Genomic DNA, 17248 nt, shown 5'->3' on the forward strand with positions numbered 1-17248 from the left:
CCTGAGTGTCAGGTGCCTGTGTTGGGCGCGTCCGCGGGAGGAGTGGGGTTGGTGGCACCCACGACCTGGGCGACCATGCGGCCCGACGCGAGGATGCCTTCGATGAGGTCGCCCTTCTTGATCTGCGCCGAAGAGGTGATGAGCGCGCCGGAGGGAGTCTTCAGCAGCACGTAGCCGCGGTCCAGCGTCGCCTGCGGAGACAGGGCCGTCAGGGTCGCGCGCGAGCGAGTCAGCTGCTGGCGCTCTGAGGCGAGCCGACGCTCGATCGCCGATCGCATCGCCGTGACCCGCTGCGTGAGGGCTACACGGTGCCCCTCGACGATCGCCTCCGGGCCTTGGAGCACCGGGCGTGACGCAATGAGCGTCAGGTTCGAGCGCTCTGTCGCCAGGCGCGCGCCCAGCGCCCCACGCATGCGGGTCAGCGCCTGAGAGATGCCGTCGTGCTCGCGGGCGCGGTCCGGCACGATGCGGCGAGCCGCATCCGTCGGGGTCGAGGCCCGGTAGTCTGCGACCAGGTCCAGCAGGGGAGAATCCCCCTCGTGGCCGATCGCGGAGACGATGGGCGTGCGGGCGTCCGCGACGGCGCGCACGAGGCGCTCGTCGGAGAAGGGGAGAAGGTCTTCGACCGCGCCGCCGCCGCGCGCGATGACGATGACGTCCACGTCGTCCATGGCGTCCAGTTCGAGGAGGGCGCGGCCCACCTCGGGTACGCAGTGATCGCCCTGCACGGCGACCTCGCGGATCTCGAAGCGGGCGGATGGCCAGCGGTCCGACGCGTTCACGACCACGTCGTCCTTCGCCTTCGCGTTTCGTCCGCAGATCAGACCGATCGTGCGCGGCAGGAACGGCAGCGGTTTCTTGTGTGCATCCGAGAACAGCCCCTCTGCGGCCAGGCGGGCACGCAGCGCCTCAATCTGGGCCAGCAGATCACCCACGCCCTGGAGGTGAATCTCCGCGGCCTGCAGGTTGAGGCGGCCCGAGCGCTCCCAGAACACCGGCTTCACGCGCGTCACCACGCGCGCGCCCTCGGTGAGGGGCGTGGAATCCATGACGCCCGCCCACGCGGTCACCGTCATCGACGTGTCCGTCTCGAGGTCGCGCAGCGTCAAAAAGTGCATCTTTGCGCCCGGGCGTACCTTGTATTCGACGACCTGTCCCTCCACCCACAGGGGGCTCATGCGGTCCACGTACACCTTGATGTTCTCCGTCAGCCTGCGCAGCGGCCACGGATTATCCCGCGTCGTATCAGCCGCCTTCGTGGCGGGCGGACGAGGCTGGGACGAGCCGCCCGGAGGCGGCGCAGCATGAGTATCAGGCAATGTCACGCCACTCAGCATGCCACAGGAAAGTCCCCGCCGCGCTGCCGCAGCGTACGCCTGTCGACAGCCCCGGCCTCGTCGATGAGGAGCGTGTGGGATTGCCACGAGCGCGCGCACGCCCCGGGCCGCGGGCGCTAGGGTGGACGCATGAATGAAAACGTCGACCTGCGAGCCAGCGCCGAGACCCCCCTGCCCTCCTCCCACGGTGAGGGCAGCGGCCGCATCCTCTTGGCCGCCCCCCGCGGATACTGCGCCGGCGTGGACCGCGCCGTCGACGTCGTTGAAAAAGCCCTCGAGCTCTACGGCGCGCCCGTATACGTGCGCAAGGAGATCGTCCACAACAAGTTCGTCGTCGAGTCGCTGACCAAGCGCGGCGCGATCTTCGTGCAGGAGACCGACGAGGTGCCCGAGGGTGCCCGCGTCGTGTTCTCCGCACACGGCGTCTCCCCGGCCGTCCACGAGGCCGCTGCCACCCGCCACCTCGCCACGATCGACGCGACCTGCCCGCTCGTGACCAAGGTGCACCGCGAGGCCGTGCGCTTCGCGAAGGAAGACTACGACATCATCCTGGTGGGCCATCAGGGCCACGAGGAGGTTGAGGGCACCTTCGGCGAGGCCCCCGACCACATCCAGGTCGTCGGCACCCCCGACGAGGTCGATAACGTCGTCGTGCGCGACCCCTCGCGCGTCGTGTGGATCTCCCAGACCACGCTCTCGGTCGACGAGACCCGCGAGACCGTCGACCGTCTGCGTCAGCGCTTCCCGCAGCTCATCGACCCGCCGTCGGACGACATCTGCTACGCCACCCAGAACCGCCAGGGCGCCGTCAAGCACATCGCGCCCCAGGTGGACGTCATGGTCGTCGTCGGCTCGGCGAACTCCTCGAACTCTGTGCGCCTCGTTGAGGTCGCGCTTGAGGCCGGGGCGGGCGCCGCCTACCGCGTCGACAAGGCCGACGAGCTCGAGGAATCCTGGTTCGAGGGTGCCCGCACCGTGGGCCTCACCTCCGGCGCGTCCGTGCCCGAAATCCTCGTGCGCGAGGTCATCGAATGGCTACAGGAGCGCGGATTCCCCACCGTTGAGGTGGCCCGCACCGAAACCGAGTCCACGACCTTCGCGCTGCCCCGCGACCTGCGCGCCGACCTCAAGAAGGCCGGCATGGCGCCCGCGCGTCCCCACGCGCCCCGCGTCGCCGGGCCAAACCACACGAAGTAGGGCAACACCACCGGGCCTGCTCCGATAGGATGGGGGCGTGTCTCTTACTATCGGTATCGCCGGACTGCCCAACGTCGGCAAGTCCACCCTGTTCAACGCCCTGACCCGCGCGACCGTGCTCGCCGCGAACTACCCCTTCGCGACCATCGAGCCCAACGTCGGCGTCGTTCCCCTGCCCGACCCGCGCTTGAACAAGCTCGCGGAGATCTTCGGCTCCCAGCGCATCCTGCCCGCCACCGTGTCCTTCGTGGACATCGCCGGAATCGTGCGCGGCGCCTCCGAGGGTGAGGGCCTGGGCAACCAGTTCCTTGCCAACATCCGTGAGGCAGACGCGATCTGCCAGGTCACGCGCGCCTTCTCCGACCCCGACGTCGTGCACGTCGACGGCAAGGTGGACCCGGCCTCGGACATCGAGACCATCAAGACCGAGCTGATCCTCGCCGACATGCAGACGATCGAGAAGCAGATCCCGCGCCTCGAGAAGGAGGTGCGCGGCAAGAAGACCGAGCCGATCGTCCTCGAGACCGCGCGCCAGGCTCTCGAGCTGCTGGAGCGCGGCGAGCTGCTGTCCGGCCCCGAGGGCGCCAAGCTGGACCAGGACGCGCTGCGTTCCTTCCAGCTCATGACCTCCAAGCCCTTCATCTTCGTGTTCAACATGGACGCCGCCGAGATGGACAACGAGGAGATGAAGGACGAACTGCGCGCCCTCGTCGCCCCTGCTGAGGCCATCTTCCTGGACGCCCAGTTCGAGGCTGAGCTGGTCGAACTGGACGACGAGGACGCCCGCGAGATGCTCGCCGAGTCCGGCCAGGACGAGTCCGGCCTGGACAAGCTGGCCCGCGTCGGCTTCGACACCCTTGGCCTGCAGACCTACCTCACCGCGGGTGAGAAGGAAGCGCGCGCCTGGACGATCCACAAGGGCGACACCGCCCCCAAGGCCGCCGGCGTCATCCACACGGACTTCGAGAAGGGCTTCATCAAGGCCGAGGTCGTCTCCTTCGACGACCTGGTCGAGGCCGGCTCCATGGCCGCGGCAAAGGCCGCCGGCAAGGTCCGCATGGAAGGCAAGGACTACGTCATGGAAGACGGAGACGTCGTGGAGTTCCGCTTCAACGTCTGAGGGGAAGAAGTGAAGGTAACTGATCTTGCCAGGTTCGCGCGGCGCTGTGGAGCGCCGCAGACGAGCTGCGCGCCAATTCCAAACTGACTTCGGTGCAGTACCGTGACCCGGTATTGGGCCTTGTCTTCTTGGCCTACGCGGAAGATCGGTTTGAATCCGTGCGTGCTGCGGTTGATGCTGGCGCTACGAGCCGTAACCCGGCCAACGTCGCGGACTACAGGGCGAAGTCCGTGCTCTATGTGCCCGACGAGTCTCGCCTGTCCTACCTGGTAAACCTGCCAGAAGGTAAGGACGTCGGCAAGGCGACCGATGCGGCCATCAAAGCCATCGAAGAGACCAACCTAGAGCTCAAGGACGTCCTGCCACGCGGGTCCCAGAAGCTCGAACGCTCTACTCTTATCGAACTCCTTCGCCTGTTTGCCCCACTACCCAAGCAGCTTGAGGGGGACGCGTTCGGGTTCATCTACGAGGATTTTCTCTCCAACTTCGCCGCCCAGGAAGGAAAGGGCGGTGGTAAGTACTTCACCCCGTACTCGACGCGCGTCTGATCGTCGAGATCCTGCAGCCCTTTCAGGGGCGCGTGTTCGACCCGGCCTGCGGCTCGGGCGGCATGTTCGTGCAATGCGCGAAGTTCGTTGAGTGCCATCACGAGAAAGCCAGCCGCAAGTTGTCCCTTTTCGGTACAGAGAAGACCGGGGACACCATCCCACTGGCGAAGATGAACCTCCCCCTGCACGGCCTGTCCGGTGACATCCGTCAGGACAACAGCTACTCCGAGGACCCATACAAGGCCGACAATGGCAACTTCATCTGGATCCAGCAGTTCTACGCAGCCCTTTCGGCCAAAGGCCGCGCCGGATTTGTCATGGCCAACTCCGCGTGTGACACCGGGCATTCTGAGAAGGACATTCGACAGAGGCTCATCGAGTCTGGCACAGTTGACGTGATGGTGGCCGTCGGGCCGAACTTCTTCTACACAGTCACCCTGCCGGTGACGCTGTGGTTCCTTGACAAAGCGAAGCTGGGCACTGCACGGGAAGACACTGTGCTCTTCATCGACGCCCGGCACGTCTTCTATCAGATCGACCGTGCCCACCGTGACTTCACCGCGGAACAGATCGAGTTCATTTCCAACATCGTGAGACTCTATCGCGGCGAACACGTCCAGACTGTTGACGGCAGTAACGAACTCCTTGAGCAGAACTTCCCCGGCGGCCAGTACGTCGACGTCGGCGGCCTGTGCAAGATCGCCACCCGCGTCGAGATCCAGGAACAGGGCTGGAGCCTCAACCCTGGCCGCTACATCGGCACTGCCGCCGTCGACGAAGAAGACGTCGACTTCTTGAGCGACCTGCAACGACTATACGAGGAGTTCACTCAACTCAGCGACGACGCCGACGCTCTTCGCGCCAAGGTCGACGCGGCGATCAACGGGGTTCTCGGATTATGACTGTCAGGTTTGGTGGTCCCGTTTCCTACCACATCGGGGGTGGGTGGGGTAGCGAGACTCCGAATCCAGTCTCGGATGTACCCGCCTATGTCATTCGCGGCACCGACATACCCAGGGTAGCTGTTGGTGATTTGAACTCGGTGGAGTTTCGGTTCAGCACGTAAGTATTTCCTGATGTTCAGACTTGCCCTCAGTGACAAAGTTGAAGGGAAAGCGGGATGCAGCGGTCGTAGATCCCAGCCAACTGGACGTCTGTGAGCCCGCAGCAGTAAAACGGCAGGTCAAAGACCTAGCGCCTTTGGGGCTAATGGCGCTCAAGCGGGCGGGTTTGCGTGATCTCACACACACTTGGTCTGTAAGTGTCTCGAAATACGTCTGGCAGGCACGGTAAGATTTCTTTGTAAATATCCGTGAGGACTGGGCTTTTCGCCGTGTCCTTCATTCGTCGTTTTCTCATCCCATTTTCAACGTGGAAGGTCCGAGCATGCAGACATCGACAAGCAGCCTGCTACTGAAGGCAGTGAGATCGAGGTTGACCGGCGTTGCCGTCACCCTCCTGGCGGCCCTGGCTATGGTGGCCCACGGGCTGGCAGCGCCAGCAGTGGCCGCTGTCAACCCTCAGATCGAGGTGACCGACCTGAGCTTGACCAAGGTGAATGCTTCCAACGAGGAGCAGAGCGGTGAGCTCTATGTGAAGGGCCTGGCCTTGCTCACATTCAACTGGGATGCCTCGAAAATTACGCCGAAGGAGGGTGACTCCTTCGCAATCAGCTTGCCCGCCGAGTTCAAGTTCCACTCGACCTTTGCGGTACCCATGAAGTATGACGATCAGACGGTGGGTCAGTGCACCGTCGCAGGCGACACTCTGACTTGCGCGTTCGACGCTGGGATCACGCCGCTGGTCCAGGCTGGAAACAAGGACATCCGAGGGACCGGAAAGTTTCAGCTCGGTGTCGTTTCGCACACGAGCAAGGAAGAGCTGCCCTTCATCATCAACCGTGACAAGACCGTCAACGTTGATCTCCCGGGGACTGGCGGCATCCCCAAGCCCACAAGTTCCTACCGTCCGGACATACAGTTCTACAAGAGCTACATCGGAGTAATGAAGGAAGGGGACACTGAGACGAACTGGTACTTCAACTTCGGTGGGCCGACCTTCATGAAAGCGCTCGGAGTGACCTTTGATGGCCAGACGGAACAGACCATCACCTTCAAGGATACGCTCGGCGCGGGCATGACTTGCCCGATGACGTCGATCCACCTCACTGCCATCGAATCTGAGGAAAACCCCTCGCAATGGGTCCTCCTGGACAAAGGGCCGGAGGCAGGGGCAACGACCGGTGCGCAGGGGACCTTCGAGGTCACTGGTGAGTGCGAGCAGATGGAAGCCGATGGAACGACTCCGATTACCATCGTAGCCAAGGGCCCTTTCAGGGCAAAGACGAACTATTCAATCTCCTACAAGACTCTCTTCGTCGGCGGGACGGCGCTTCCGGGAACCGACTACACCAACAGTATTTTGGTTGAAGGAACCAAGTTTAGATGGAAGAAGACTACGAATTTCGCTGTGGCGGGGTCCGTCGAGGTTGAGATGCGGCAAGGTGAGGGTACCTTCAGCGTCACAAAGACGATCGCCTCCGACTATGTCCAACACGTAGATGCAGACGTCAGCTTCAAGGTGACCTTCGACTATGAGCTTCCTGCGGGCACCACGGTAGACAACTACCCGAAATGGACGCCGCCTACGAACGAAGACCAGAGCAGCACGCTCAATTCTGACAAGCGCACCGGCACGGCCACGATGGTTGTCAAGCGGGGCCAGGAGACTAGCTTCGCTACACCGTTCCCAATGGGTACGACGATCACCAACCTGCGTGAGGACACCTCGACGGCCAACCCCACTCTGCCTGCGGGCTACGTGTGGAAGGACCCGAAGTTCACCATCGGCACCGGTGCTGGCACGAGCCTGACGATCGAAGACCAGAAGACCACGAAGGTCGACCTGTTGAATACCGTCGGAGCTGCCGACAATGGATTCCAGGTGATCAAGACAGCCAGCGGCGCCGAGGGGGCGGACGCGAAAAAGTACTCCTTCACGTACACGTGCACCCTCCCGGACAAGACCGAGAAAAAGGGACAGATCACGGATGTCTTGGGTAACTCGACCCCCGTGTCCAGCCCTGAAAAGTTCCCGGTCGGCACCACCTGTGTGGTTACTGAAGATACCGAAGGGGCCGGCATCGACGGCTACACCCTCGACCCAGTGGGCCATGACGCCCAGAACGTGACGATCGGCCTGGTTAGCGAACCGACGGTCGCCGCCACCTTCACGAACACCTACACGCTCAACAAGGGTTCCTTCTCGGTGAAGAAGGTCACTAAGGGCGCTGCCTTTACTGGTGCCGACAACAACTTCACCGTGCAGTACGCGTGCACGCACGACTCGGTGGCGCTCACTGAGGAACAAAAGGCTGGCACCCTGACGGTGACTGGTAACGGCACCGCAGTCCAGAGCCCCTCCCTTCCCTTCGGTACTTCCTGCACCATCAAGGAGAACGCCGACACCGCGCAGCGCGCAGGATACGCCGTGGCCACGGCATACTCCGCGGGCCAGGTAACCGTGGCGACCGCGACCCCGAACCCTGAGGTGACGGTGACTAACACCTATACGCCTCTCAAGGGTGGTTTCGTGATCTCCAAGACCGTGGATGGTGACGGGGCCGAGCTAGCCAAGGACGCGCGTTTCACCTTCGACTACACGTGTACTCCGACCTCCGGCGTCGCCCAGGTGAAGGGAACGGTAGTTGTCAAGGGCGGCGAGAACCACGCTGTCTCTGATGTCCCCGTCGGTTCGTGCTCCGTCTCCGAGCGTGATGCCACTATCAATGGTGCCAGCCTGAGCACTGTTCTCACAGTTGACGGCTCTGCCAACGGTGTGAACAACGGTACCGCGGTCTTCAATGTGTTGGACAGCGCTACCGTCAAGGTTGCTGCCACCAACACCTACGTGCGTGATCGTGGCTCCTTCTCAGTCGCGAAGGCGGTTGTGGGCGGTCAGGATTCTTTCGTGCAGGACACGTTCGTTTTCGACTACGTGTGTGCGGATGGCACCGAGGGGCGCCTTGACGTTCCGGGTGATGGCACGATCGTGGAGGGTCCGCGAGTGCCTACGGGCACGGCATGCACGCTGAGTGAGCGCGCTCAGACGGCAAACCGCGACGGTTATACGGTTGCGTCTGAGCTTTCCAATGACGGTAAGGTCACCATCACTGACAAGGACGTGGTGGTTGCCGTGAAAGCGACGAACACGTACACGCCGGTGCCGACGCCGAAGCTTCCCGCCAAGCCGCTGGCCAAGACAGGCGCTTCGAACGTCGTCGTGGTCGCCATTGTCGTTTCCTTGCTGGTAGGGGCCGGTGGTGCCCTTATTGTGATGAAGCGTCGCCGTCGCGATCTTTAATATCGCTGAGCCGCAGCGGCTGTTAACAGCTTGCTGAGGCAAAGAGTGAGCGCCCTCATCCCACTGCACGGGGATGGGGGCGCTCGCCTACGCGTCTGGAATACTGGTCGGTCAATGAATTGAACGCATTGGAGCTTCAGTCAGCCCGCGGGGATCCGTCCGGGAGATGAGGGAAGAATGAATAGTCTTCAAGAGACTTGCGAGCCTGCGATTATCTTGAGGTAGTGTGCTTTCCTTTTGCTGGCGCCGAAATTGTTGAGCGCTCCCAGCGGTAACTTATCGGCCGCATTGTTTCCGCGCTCGAAACCGCAGCCAGGGATTGTCGTTGTTTCTGAGAGGCAGATGCGCCCCTATGGTAGGAAGCGATCGGCCAAGCCGTTTCCTCGCGACTCGGCTGGAAAGATCATCAGCTTTTCCAAGCGAAGCGCAGATGTGCGGTGCTCATCCTGGGCGTGCTAGGGAGCGTATCGAGGCCTTAGGAATCCTCCTCAATGCGGCTACTGACGAGAAAGACCATCCCGGCGCAACCTACGCCACGAGCGGCAACCAGATAGCCGCGTGAACAACTGGATTTGGATCGGGCTTTCGATGAGATCCGCACACAGCTGGATGGGATTGAGCCGGCGCAGTTCCCGAGGTAGCGAACCGTCTCTCAAAAAACTCCGACGAGGCCGGGGCTCGGTTGTGTACGTTCGTGCGGTTGTTGGTTGGGGTGTGGGAGAATGTGCGTGATGGTTGCGCGGCATTCTTAGTGTTTCGTGTCGGTTCTGAGCGTATCCTCACAGGCAAGGGCACGTCCCCGACGGTGGGGGCGCATGGAAGGCAAGGACTACGTCATGGAAGACGGAGAGGTCGAGCAATCGCGTGCGTTCGCTTGTTCGGGAAGACCCGCGCCGTTCGTGGCGAGGGCAGTCGTGATGTGTGACAACCTGCGCAGTAGTGGTCCAGAAGGGGTTGAGATCGTTGACTACCACTAAAATTGCTCCGATTCACCCGGGTGAAGTTCTTATGGAGCACTTCATTGAGGGCTTCGGAATTACGCAGCACAAGCTCGCCGTCGCTATCAGTGTTCCGCCCCGTCGTATCAACGAAATCGTCCATGGGAAGCGGGGCATTACGGCCGACACTGCGATGCGTCTCTCTCGCTACTTCGGCACAACCCCGGGATTCTGGATGAACCTGCAGATGCGCTACGAGCTTGACCGTGCTGAAGATGCACTGGGGGATACGTTGAGCGGAAGCGTTCCGCTTACGACGGTGGAAGTCGCCTAAACGCCTCAGTCTGAGGAGGCAGTGGCCGGGTCGCGCGAGAGCGTGGCCCGGCTTTGCTATTGGGGACTCGTGTGCGTAAATCGTGTCGCCTGTCACCCGGGTGGTAGGGTGTGGCCATGACGACGGATAGCCAGTACTCATGGCCGCGCTTTTTCATGGAACTAGCGGACAAACTGCTCGCCTTCAAGGATGATCGGCAGGCTCTCATTGCTACGTTGCAGTATGTCTACGCCGAACTCGGTATGGACCTGCCGACGCTTGACTCAGGCGGCATTCCGACCGATATTGATCCTTTCACGGTCTACGGCCTCTTCAATCGAGGCCTCACAGACAATAAGCGCCGGGCGGTTGCCCTCGGAATTGGTGGCGCTCTCGGCGTGCAGGCCCCTCTGCATGATGATTTTGTCGGTGTCCCCGTCCTGCTCAATATCAACGCGACCTTCTACGACCAGGTGCGTCGGGACGATGGGGATATCGAAAGGCTGTGGGACTTGTTTGCGGTTGCGCTGGCCTACGCGGATCAGCCGACTGAACAGGCAGAAGCAGTGTTCCGTCACGCCTACGATGCAGTTCTTCAACAGCGCCATGCCAGCTGGAACGTCACGATGGGACTCTTCTGGATTCGCCCATATGCCTACGTCAACTTGAGCTCCCGAGACCGATGGTTCCTCGCGCTGCCCGACCGGATGCCTTCATCGGTTCGTTCTGTGCTGGCGTCGATAAAGAAAGTGCCCGGATCTGCTGAATACCTGCGGATTCGCGACAGCATTCTGTTGGTGTTGAAATCCGGAACCTACGAGTACGCATCCTTCCCCGAGCTTTCGGCATACGCGTGGCGCGTTTCCGAACAGGTCAACCGTGAGAACAAAGACTCTGACAAAGAGAAGGAAGAAGTTACCCAGGAGGCTGCCCTGGGGGACGCCGACGTGCAGATCGTGCGCTACTGGCTCTACGCCCCCGGCAGGGGCGCCTGCATGTGGGACGAGTTCTACTCGCGCGGAATCATGGGACTGGCATGGGGCGAGATAGGGGATCTGACTGCCTACGCACATAAGGAAGATCTGAAGGCGCAGATGCTCCAGACCTATCCCGAAAACGGTACCCAGAAGAACGACATTCACGCCCTGTGGCAGTTCGCGAACGAGATGAAGCCGGGCGATGTCGTTTTCGTGAAGAAAGGACGTTCAGAGATTCTCGGGCGAGGAATTGTTGCGGGTGACTACGTCTTTGATCCGGAGGGCGGCCACTACCCGAACTGTCGGGAGGTTCGCTGGACGTCCGCAGGAAACTGGCCAATCGACGAACGACTGGCAATGAAGACTCTGACAGAAATCACCGACTACCCTGAACTCCTTTCTCGCATTGAGACGTTCTTCGAGGACAGTGACGACGACGTTGAGAGCGAAGAACCACTTGTAATCTTCCCGGAGTACTCCGCCCGGCAATTCCTCAACGAGGTCTACATGGGCGAGGAACGCTACGACGCGATCGTAGGGCTGCTGCGCACGAAGAAGAACATCATCATGCAGGGAGCACCCGGCGTCGGTAAAACCTATGCAGCCAAGCGCCTCGCCTACTCGATGATGGGCGTCAAGGACGCCTCACGGGTCATGCTGATCCAATTCCACCAGAGCTACTCCTACGAGGACTTCATCGAGGGGTACCGGCCCTCCGGCGCGGGATTTGAGCTTGTCAAAGGTGCCTTCTACTCCTTCTGCAAGACGGCCGCCGACGACGAGGAGAACGCATACTTCTTCATCATCGACGAGATCAACCGCGGCAACCTCTCCAAGATCTTCGGCGAGCTGTTCATGCTCATCGAGAGCGATAAACGCGGACCGAAGAACAAACTTCAGCTCCTCTACTCCCGCGAGCTCTTCTACGTGCCCCGCAACCTCCACATCATCGGCATGATGAACACGGCTGACCGCAGCCTCGCCATGCTTGATTACGCGCTGCGACGCCGCTTCGCCTTCGTGGAGCTGTGCCCCGCCTTCGACTCCGACGGCTTCCGCGACTACTGCTCCGGCCTCGGCAATCTGAGGTTCGAGGCCCTGGTGCGCGAGGTGGAATCTCTCAACCGTGCGATCGCCGAGGACGAGTCTCTCGGCGAGGGCTTCTGCATCGGACACAGCTACTTCTGCAACATGAAGCCTGAGACCTGCACCGACGCAGCCCTGGCCTCGATCGTGGACTACGAACTCATCCCGATGCTCAAGGAATACTGGTTCGACGAGCCCGGCAAGGTCCGCGAGTGGACCGACAGGCTGCGCAGGTCGCTGCGGTGATTCGCATCCGCAACGTCTTCCACATGCTTGCCTACGCCTTCTCGGCGCTGCGCGAGCAGGGCTACCGCGCCGTGGCCACGGAGGACTTCGACAATGCGGCCGAGCTGTGCGCCGCGATCCTCGAGCGAGGCGTGTCCCTGCAACTCAAACGAGGCCTCGGGCAGGAGTATGCGAGCCGGACCGAGGCGCGCTCCTCCCTGCGCGGCAAAATCGAGGTCACAGAGTCCGTGAAATCGCAGGCGATTCTGCGACGCCAGCTGGTGTGCTCCTACGACGAGTTCAGCGTCGACACGACGATGAACCGCGTCATCAAGGCGACGGTCGCGCTGCTGGTGCGTTCGGACATCTCCCGGGCACGCAAGAAGAGCCTGAAGAAGCTCATGGTCTTCTTCGCGGACGTGCGCGAGATCGACCTGCACACGGTCGACTGGAACATGCGATACGACCGCAACAATTGCACGTACCGCATGCTTATGGCGGTGTGCTGGTTGGTCGTCAAGGGCCTCCTCCAAACCCAGAGCGACGGCACCACGCGCATGATGGATTTCTTCGACGAACAGCGCATGAGCCGTCTCTACGAGAAGTTCATCCTCGAGTATTACCGCAGGGAGCATCCCCGTTTGAACGCCAGTGCGTCCTTCATCGAATGGGCGCTGGACGACGGGGTTTCGGAGGGGCTGCCCGCCATGCGCAGCGACATCACCCTGAGCGCTCGCGGCCACGTGCTCATCATCGACGCGAAGTACTACGCGTCCACGATGCAGAGCAACTTCGACAAGAGGACCGTGCATTCGGGGAACCTGTACCAGATTTTCGCGTACGTGAAGAACAAACAGATTGCGTTCGAGCAAGCGGGGGAGAGCGTTGAGGTCTCGGGCATGCTCCTCTACGCCGCCACCGATGAGGACATCCAGCCCGACGCCACTTACTGCATGAGTGGCAACCGCATCAGCGTGACGACGCTCGACCTGGACCGTCCTTTCCTGGAGATCCGTGCGCAGTTGGATGGGATCGTCGAGGAGTATTTCCTGGGGGAGTGACCCGTGCCCGCACGTTCAACGGACGAGGCCGGGGTTGGGTGTGCACATCCGTGCGCTTGCAGGAATGCGGGTGGGAGGATTTGCGTGATGGTTGCGCAGCATTCTTGGTGTTTCGTGTCGGTTCTGCGCGTACCATGAGGGGGAAGGGCGCGCTCCCAAGGGTGGGGGCGCGTCGGAGGACACCTCACCGTGGAGGCACACACACCATGAAGGTCCCACCCCTATCCGAGCGACCCGTCACCGAGGAAGAAGAGCAGGCCTTCCTCGCCCCGCCGTCACGCCGCAAGAAGCGCTCCATAGTGGACACACGAGCAGCGCTGCGCCCGTGGGTGATCGGCATCGGTCTTACTGTGCTGGTGGCTGTGGCATGTGTTGTAGCCTACAGGCTGGCTGCGGGCATCGGCTCGTGGAGCGAGAACCCCAGCGCCGCGGCGACACCCACGGTTCATCCAGCGCCCGCGCCAACAGTGTCCAGCGAGCCTGCAATGTCGGGTGGGTACGAGATTGGCCCCGACGGAGTCCTCGTGCGACCAGCCGAGTTCGCCGCGGACACGTACACGAAGCCCGAACTACCCAAGGCAGCCAAGGAAAACAGTGAGCGAGGAGCCGAAGCAGCTGCCGAACATTATCTCGCCCTCATGGTCTATGCGTGGAACACCGGAGACACAACGCTTTTTGAAGATATGTCTGCTGGCGATTCTCAGTTCGCTCGTGAGGTGATGCAGAGGATTAATGCCCTTTACGGTGAGGGTTGGCTATACAACAATTCGTCGAGCGTGGAACATGTTCTGAAGCTTGAACCTGCCGAGTCGTCGGACGGAGAGGGGGACTCCAACGCGGTCGCGGTGGTCTTCGCGATTAGTTCAGCGGACGGGACGATTTGTCGGAAGAAGAGCATATTCGTGCGTGAGCAGCCGTATCATTCCATCTTCGCATTAGTGATGACATGGGAAGATGGGCGCTGGGTCGTGACTCGAGCTGGGATGGAAAAAGCTAATGACTAAGAAGATCTTCGGAGTCTGGCCAGCAATCGTTCTGGCAATTCTTGCAGTTGTGCTTCTACCCCAGTCAGTGCAGGCAGAAGAATCTGATCCTCCTCCGATTTTTAATACAGACGCGCACGATGGCGATATCGATGCGCTTCTTCGACAAGGGAAAAGACAGTACGACAGCGGTGTTCAGCCCAGCACGGAATCACCAAATGATGAGTCGATCCGTTTGTCGAATTCTGCTGATGCAAGCGCAGAGGCGCACGTCTATGCGGAGGATGATAAGTGCGATGGTCACACGATGCATACAGTGACGTTGCCGGATGGGACCGAATCTGCCCCATTCGTGTGTGCGCACATTACGCGGAAGGGGGACGGTAGTAACGCGGGGCAGCTGCCAACCACGCGGGAGATCCTCTACTACGCAGCGACGACGATTCATGCCGACGGCGCAGGTCTTCATAAGCGGCCCGAAGGTGTCTCGTACACGAACAAGTACATTCCTACGCTCGTCGCGGCCACGCATCCCACGCAGACCCGCACCGTTACGCTGTTGGGCCACGCCATCACCATTACTCTGACGGCCACGTCCTACACGTGGAGCTGGGGAGATGGAACCCCGGACTTGACCACGACCTCGCCGGGAATGCCCTGGCAAGAGGGCATGGACCCCAACACCGACCCCGCCCTGATTCGTCACTATTACAAGGCGCCGAGCGGGTGGAAGTCTTTCCTGGACGGGCCCTACCCGTCCGCCACGCGCACCATCACACTCACCACCACCTGGGCGGGCACGGCCACCAACCCCTTCACGGGTGACACTCAGACCATCAACGGCCTGGTCACCACTACCGAGACGACCGGCCCGTTCCCGCTGGGGCAGCTTATCGTCAACAACACCGACACCTCAGAAGAAAAACGAGGCCACTAGAACGTCGAGCAGATGCGAATCTACGCCACCACCATGGCCGCCGTTCCCGCGCACATGAGGGCCAGGCCGAGCAGGTAGCGCGGTGTGAAACGCTCGTGAAACGCCACGGCCGACACGGCGACGGTCACGAGGATCGACAGCTTATCGATGGGCACGACGACCGAGGCGGGTCCATCCTTCAGCGCGTGATAGTACGCCAGCCACGACGCGCATGTCGCAGCGCCCGACGCGACGATAAACGCCAGCTCACGGCCGGGGACCGACCGAACCTCGCCCAGGTGCCCCTGCGCGCCTACGATCACCCACGCCATCGCCAACACCACCATCGTGCGCATCGCCGTCCCCAGCGTCGGATCAACGCCCGAAATACCGACCTTCCCGAGGATCGACGTCAGAGCCGCAAACAGAGCGGACGCGAGCGCGAATGTCAGCCAGCTCCCGCCCCCGCGCAGCGCACGAGGCAAGCCAGACAGGTCGGAGGGCTCCACCATCAGAAGCGTTCCCGCCGTGATCGCGACAACCCCGCCCGCGCCCCACAAACTCACCGGCTCGCCCAGCAGGACGAGAGCGAGGATGATCGCGAGGACCGTCGACAGCTTGTCGATCGGCGCCACGCGGGACACGTCCCCTCGAGACAACGCTGCGAAATAGCACAGCCACGAGGCCCCCGTCGCCAACCCGGACAGCATCAGGAACAGCGTAGAAGTCCCATCGATAGACGCAATCCCGGAGGCTGTTCCGGTCAGCGCCGCCATGCCCCACGCCCCCGCGGCCACGACAACCGTGCGCAGCGCCGTCGCAACCGTCGAGTTCGTTGACGCGACGCCCGCCTTCGCAAGGACGGCAGTCAGCCCTGCGAACAGGGCTGACAAGCAGGCAGCGAGGATCCACATGAGACCAGCCTATGCCCGGAACGGGAGGTACGTGGGAGCAGAACTCAGCCCCGGCCTCGTGAGGCCTGCGCTGAGTGGGCGTCGCTCGCTAGAGTGGGACCGGATGCGCGCTGTCCGCGCGTCGTCAGACGAGGAGGAGCTCGATGCCCGACATGATGAACGCCCGTGCCCGCAACAGCCAGACGGCTGGAGTTGCCACAGGGCAGCAATCCGAGCCGGAACAGCGAGCGCTCGAGTTCCTGGCGAAGGTCGTGCGCGTGCCCGGCGTGCGCGTCAACCGCGAGGAGTTCCTGCACCAGGAGCTGCGCAAGCTCCGCATGGGTGACGACGCAATCGCACGCGCAATCGACTCGAGCCCGCTGCTCGCCGGAGTCTCCCTGACCGAGATCGACAGGCTTGCAGAGGAAGCGATCTCCTACGAGACGAACAAGTCGGCGGCCATCTCCTTCGTCGCGGGTATCCCCGGCGGCTTCGCGATGCTCGGCACGATCCCCGCGGACCTGATGCAGTACTACGCGCACGCGTTGAGGATCATGCAAAAGCTCGCCTACCTGTACGGCTGGGGAGATCTCCTCCCGGACGGGCGAGACGCTGACGATGACACGCTCGGCGTGCTCGCCGTGTTTTTCGGCGTCATGCTGGGGGTCGGGGGCGCCGCCCAGTCCCTGACGGCGTTTGCGCGCGTGGCCGCCAAGACCGCATACCGGAATCACGCGACCAAGCGTGCCCTTATGAGCATCACCTGGTACCCGGTCGTCAAGCACAGCCTGCGCCTCATCGGCATCAACATCACGAAGAGCACAGCCGCCAAGGGATTCTCGAAGATCGTCCCCGTCATCGGCGGATTCGTATCGAGTGGCCTGACCTTCATGGCGCTCCAGTCCCAGTCCGCGCTCCTCAAAGAGCACCTGCGCGAGATCCCGCCCCCCGGCGTCGACGTCGACGAGTGGGACCGGCATCGCCTCGGCGCGACCAGGCAGGGACAAACACCTGAGACGGCGACAACTATCAAGAAGGGCCTGCGTGGCAAAGCGAAGGTCGTGATGGTCGGTGCCAAGAGCGCGGCCTCGGGTATCGCCGACGGTGCGTCGAGCGCCGCCTCCACTCTCTCCAGCGTTAAGGGACGCCTTGGGCGCCGCAAGTAACGCACCACCGACGAGGCCGGGGCCGTACCGCGCGCATCAGCGGTACCCAGCCCCGGCCTCGTTACCGTGTATACCCCGCCACTGTTTCCCATTCTCGCGCGCCCGGGGGCGGGCAAACCTGCCACG

13 protein-coding genes are annotated in these 17248 nt (G+C 62.1%); 11 read left to right on the plus strand and 2 right to left on the minus strand.

Annotated elements, in window-relative coordinates:
• Positions 1–8: 8 nt before the first annotated feature.
• The gene (gene xseA, locus FOC40_RS03770; protein WP_003794490.1) at positions 9–1337 is read right to left on the minus strand and encodes an exodeoxyribonuclease VII large subunit; all 1329 of its coding nucleotides are present in this window, start codon (positions 1335–1337) and stop codon (positions 9–11) included.
• A 129-nt stretch (positions 1338–1466) separates the two neighbouring features.
• On the opposite strand from xseA, the gene FOC40_RS03775 reads away from it, so the two are divergent.
• The 10 genes from FOC40_RS03775 to FOC40_RS10665 all read left to right on the plus strand — a co-directional run bounded on the left by FOC40_RS03775 (position 1467) and on the right by FOC40_RS10665 (position 15084).
• On the plus strand, positions 1467–2534 hold the full coding sequence (locus tag FOC40_RS03775; protein WP_003790279.1) for a 4-hydroxy-3-methylbut-2-enyl diphosphate reductase: 1068 nt from the start codon (positions 1467–1469) through the stop codon (positions 2532–2534).
• Between the two features lie 37 nt (positions 2535–2571).
• Positions 2572–3654 carry a redox-regulated ATPase YchF gene (ychF, locus tag FOC40_RS03780; RefSeq protein ID WP_003794488.1) on the plus strand — a complete coding sequence of 361 codons (1083 nt, stop codon included), beginning with the start codon at positions 2572–2574 and terminating at the stop codon, positions 3652–3654.
• A gap of 92 nt (positions 3655–3746) precedes the next feature.
• Positions 3747–4202, plus strand: coding sequence for a type I restriction-modification system subunit M N-terminal domain-containing protein (locus FOC40_RS10765; RefSeq protein ID WP_003794485.1), 456 nt, complete (start codon positions 3747–3749; stop codon positions 4200–4202).
• Between the two features lie 32 nt (positions 4203–4234).
• The gene (locus FOC40_RS10770) at positions 4235–5104 is read left to right on the plus strand and encodes an N-6 DNA methylase (RefSeq protein ID WP_196773360.1); all 870 of its coding nucleotides are present in this window, start codon (positions 4235–4237) and stop codon (positions 5102–5104) included.
• Positions 5105–5624: 520 nt separating this feature from the next.
• Complete coding sequence (locus tag FOC40_RS03790) at positions 5625–8564, plus strand: DUF5979 domain-containing protein (protein ID WP_231126057.1); 2940 nt, start codon at positions 5625–5627, stop codon at positions 8562–8564.
• Between the two features lie 1008 nt (positions 8565–9572).
• Positions 9573–9836 carry a HigA family addiction module antitoxin gene (locus FOC40_RS03800; RefSeq protein WP_003794472.1) on the plus strand — a complete coding sequence of 88 codons (264 nt, stop codon included), beginning with the start codon at positions 9573–9575 and terminating at the stop codon, positions 9834–9836.
• Positions 9837–9952: 116 nt separating this feature from the next.
• Positions 9953–12124, plus strand: a complete 2172-nt coding sequence (locus FOC40_RS03805) for an AAA family ATPase (RefSeq protein ID WP_003794470.1) — start codon at positions 9953–9955, stop codon at positions 12122–12124.
• Entirely contained in the window at positions 12091–13164 is a 1074-nt protein-coding gene (gene mcrC, locus FOC40_RS03810; protein ID WP_003794467.1) for a 5-methylcytosine-specific restriction endonuclease system specificity protein McrC, read from the plus strand. Before FOC40_RS03805 ends, mcrC begins: the two co-directional genes overlap by 34 nt.
• Positions 13165–13370: 206 nt before the next feature.
• A complete protein-coding gene (locus FOC40_RS03815) occupies positions 13371–14168 on the plus strand; it encodes a DUF6318 family protein (protein ID WP_003794464.1) in 798 nt (265 codons plus the stop codon).
• Positions 14161–15084: a hypothetical protein gene (locus FOC40_RS10665; protein WP_231126058.1), complete on the plus strand. Its 924-nt coding sequence runs from the start codon at positions 14161–14163 to the stop codon at positions 15082–15084. Before FOC40_RS03815 ends, FOC40_RS10665 begins: the two co-directional genes overlap by 8 nt.
• 20 nt (positions 15085–15104) lie before the next feature.
• Here FOC40_RS10665 and FOC40_RS03825 read toward each other — a convergent pair whose 3' ends face one another.
• Positions 15105–15977: an EamA family transporter gene (locus FOC40_RS03825; RefSeq protein WP_003794461.1), complete on the minus strand. Its 873-nt coding sequence runs from the start codon at positions 15975–15977 to the stop codon at positions 15105–15107.
• 143 nt (positions 15978–16120) lie between these two features.
• Between FOC40_RS03825 and FOC40_RS03830 the strand changes: the two genes are divergently transcribed.
• Positions 16121–17122, plus strand: a complete 1002-nt coding sequence (locus tag FOC40_RS03830; protein ID WP_003794459.1) for an EcsC family protein — start codon at positions 16121–16123, stop codon at positions 17120–17122.
• Positions 17123–17248: the final 126 nt, after the last annotated feature.

Origin of the sequence: Schaalia odontolytica (assembly GCF_009730335.1) — a bacterium.
Classification (GTDB): domain Bacteria; phylum Actinomycetota; class Actinomycetes; order Actinomycetales; family Actinomycetaceae; genus Pauljensenia; species Pauljensenia dentiphila.

Bases quoted from the DNA above. Each gene is read 5' to 3' on its own strand.
- FOC40_RS03815 (WP_003794464.1), top strand. From the start codon at position 13,371: ATGAAGGTCCCACCCCTATCCGAGCGACCCGTCACCGAGGAAGAAGAG.
- FOC40_RS10665 (WP_231126058.1), top strand. From the start codon at position 14,161: ATGACTAAGAAGATCTTCGGAGTCTGGCCAGCAATCGTTCTGGCAATT.
- FOC40_RS03830 (WP_003794459.1), top strand. From the start codon at position 16,121: ATGCCCGACATGATGAACGCCCGTGCCCGCAACAGCCAGACGGCTGGA.
- xseA (WP_003794490.1), bottom strand. From the start codon at position 1,337: ATGCTGAGTGGCGTGACATTGCCTGATACTCATGCTGCGCCGCCTCCG.
- FOC40_RS03825 (WP_003794461.1), bottom strand. From the start codon at position 15,977: ATGTGGATCCTCGCTGCCTGCTTGTCAGCCCTGTTCGCAGGGCTGACT.
- FOC40_RS03800 (WP_003794472.1), top strand. From the start codon at position 9,573: ATGGAGCACTTCATTGAGGGCTTCGGAATTACGCAGCACAAGCTCGCC.
- FOC40_RS03805 (WP_003794470.1), top strand. From the start codon at position 9,953: ATGACGACGGATAGCCAGTACTCATGGCCGCGCTTTTTCATGGAACTA.
- FOC40_RS03775 (WP_003790279.1), top strand. From the start codon at position 1,467: ATGAATGAAAACGTCGACCTGCGAGCCAGCGCCGAGACCCCCCTGCCC.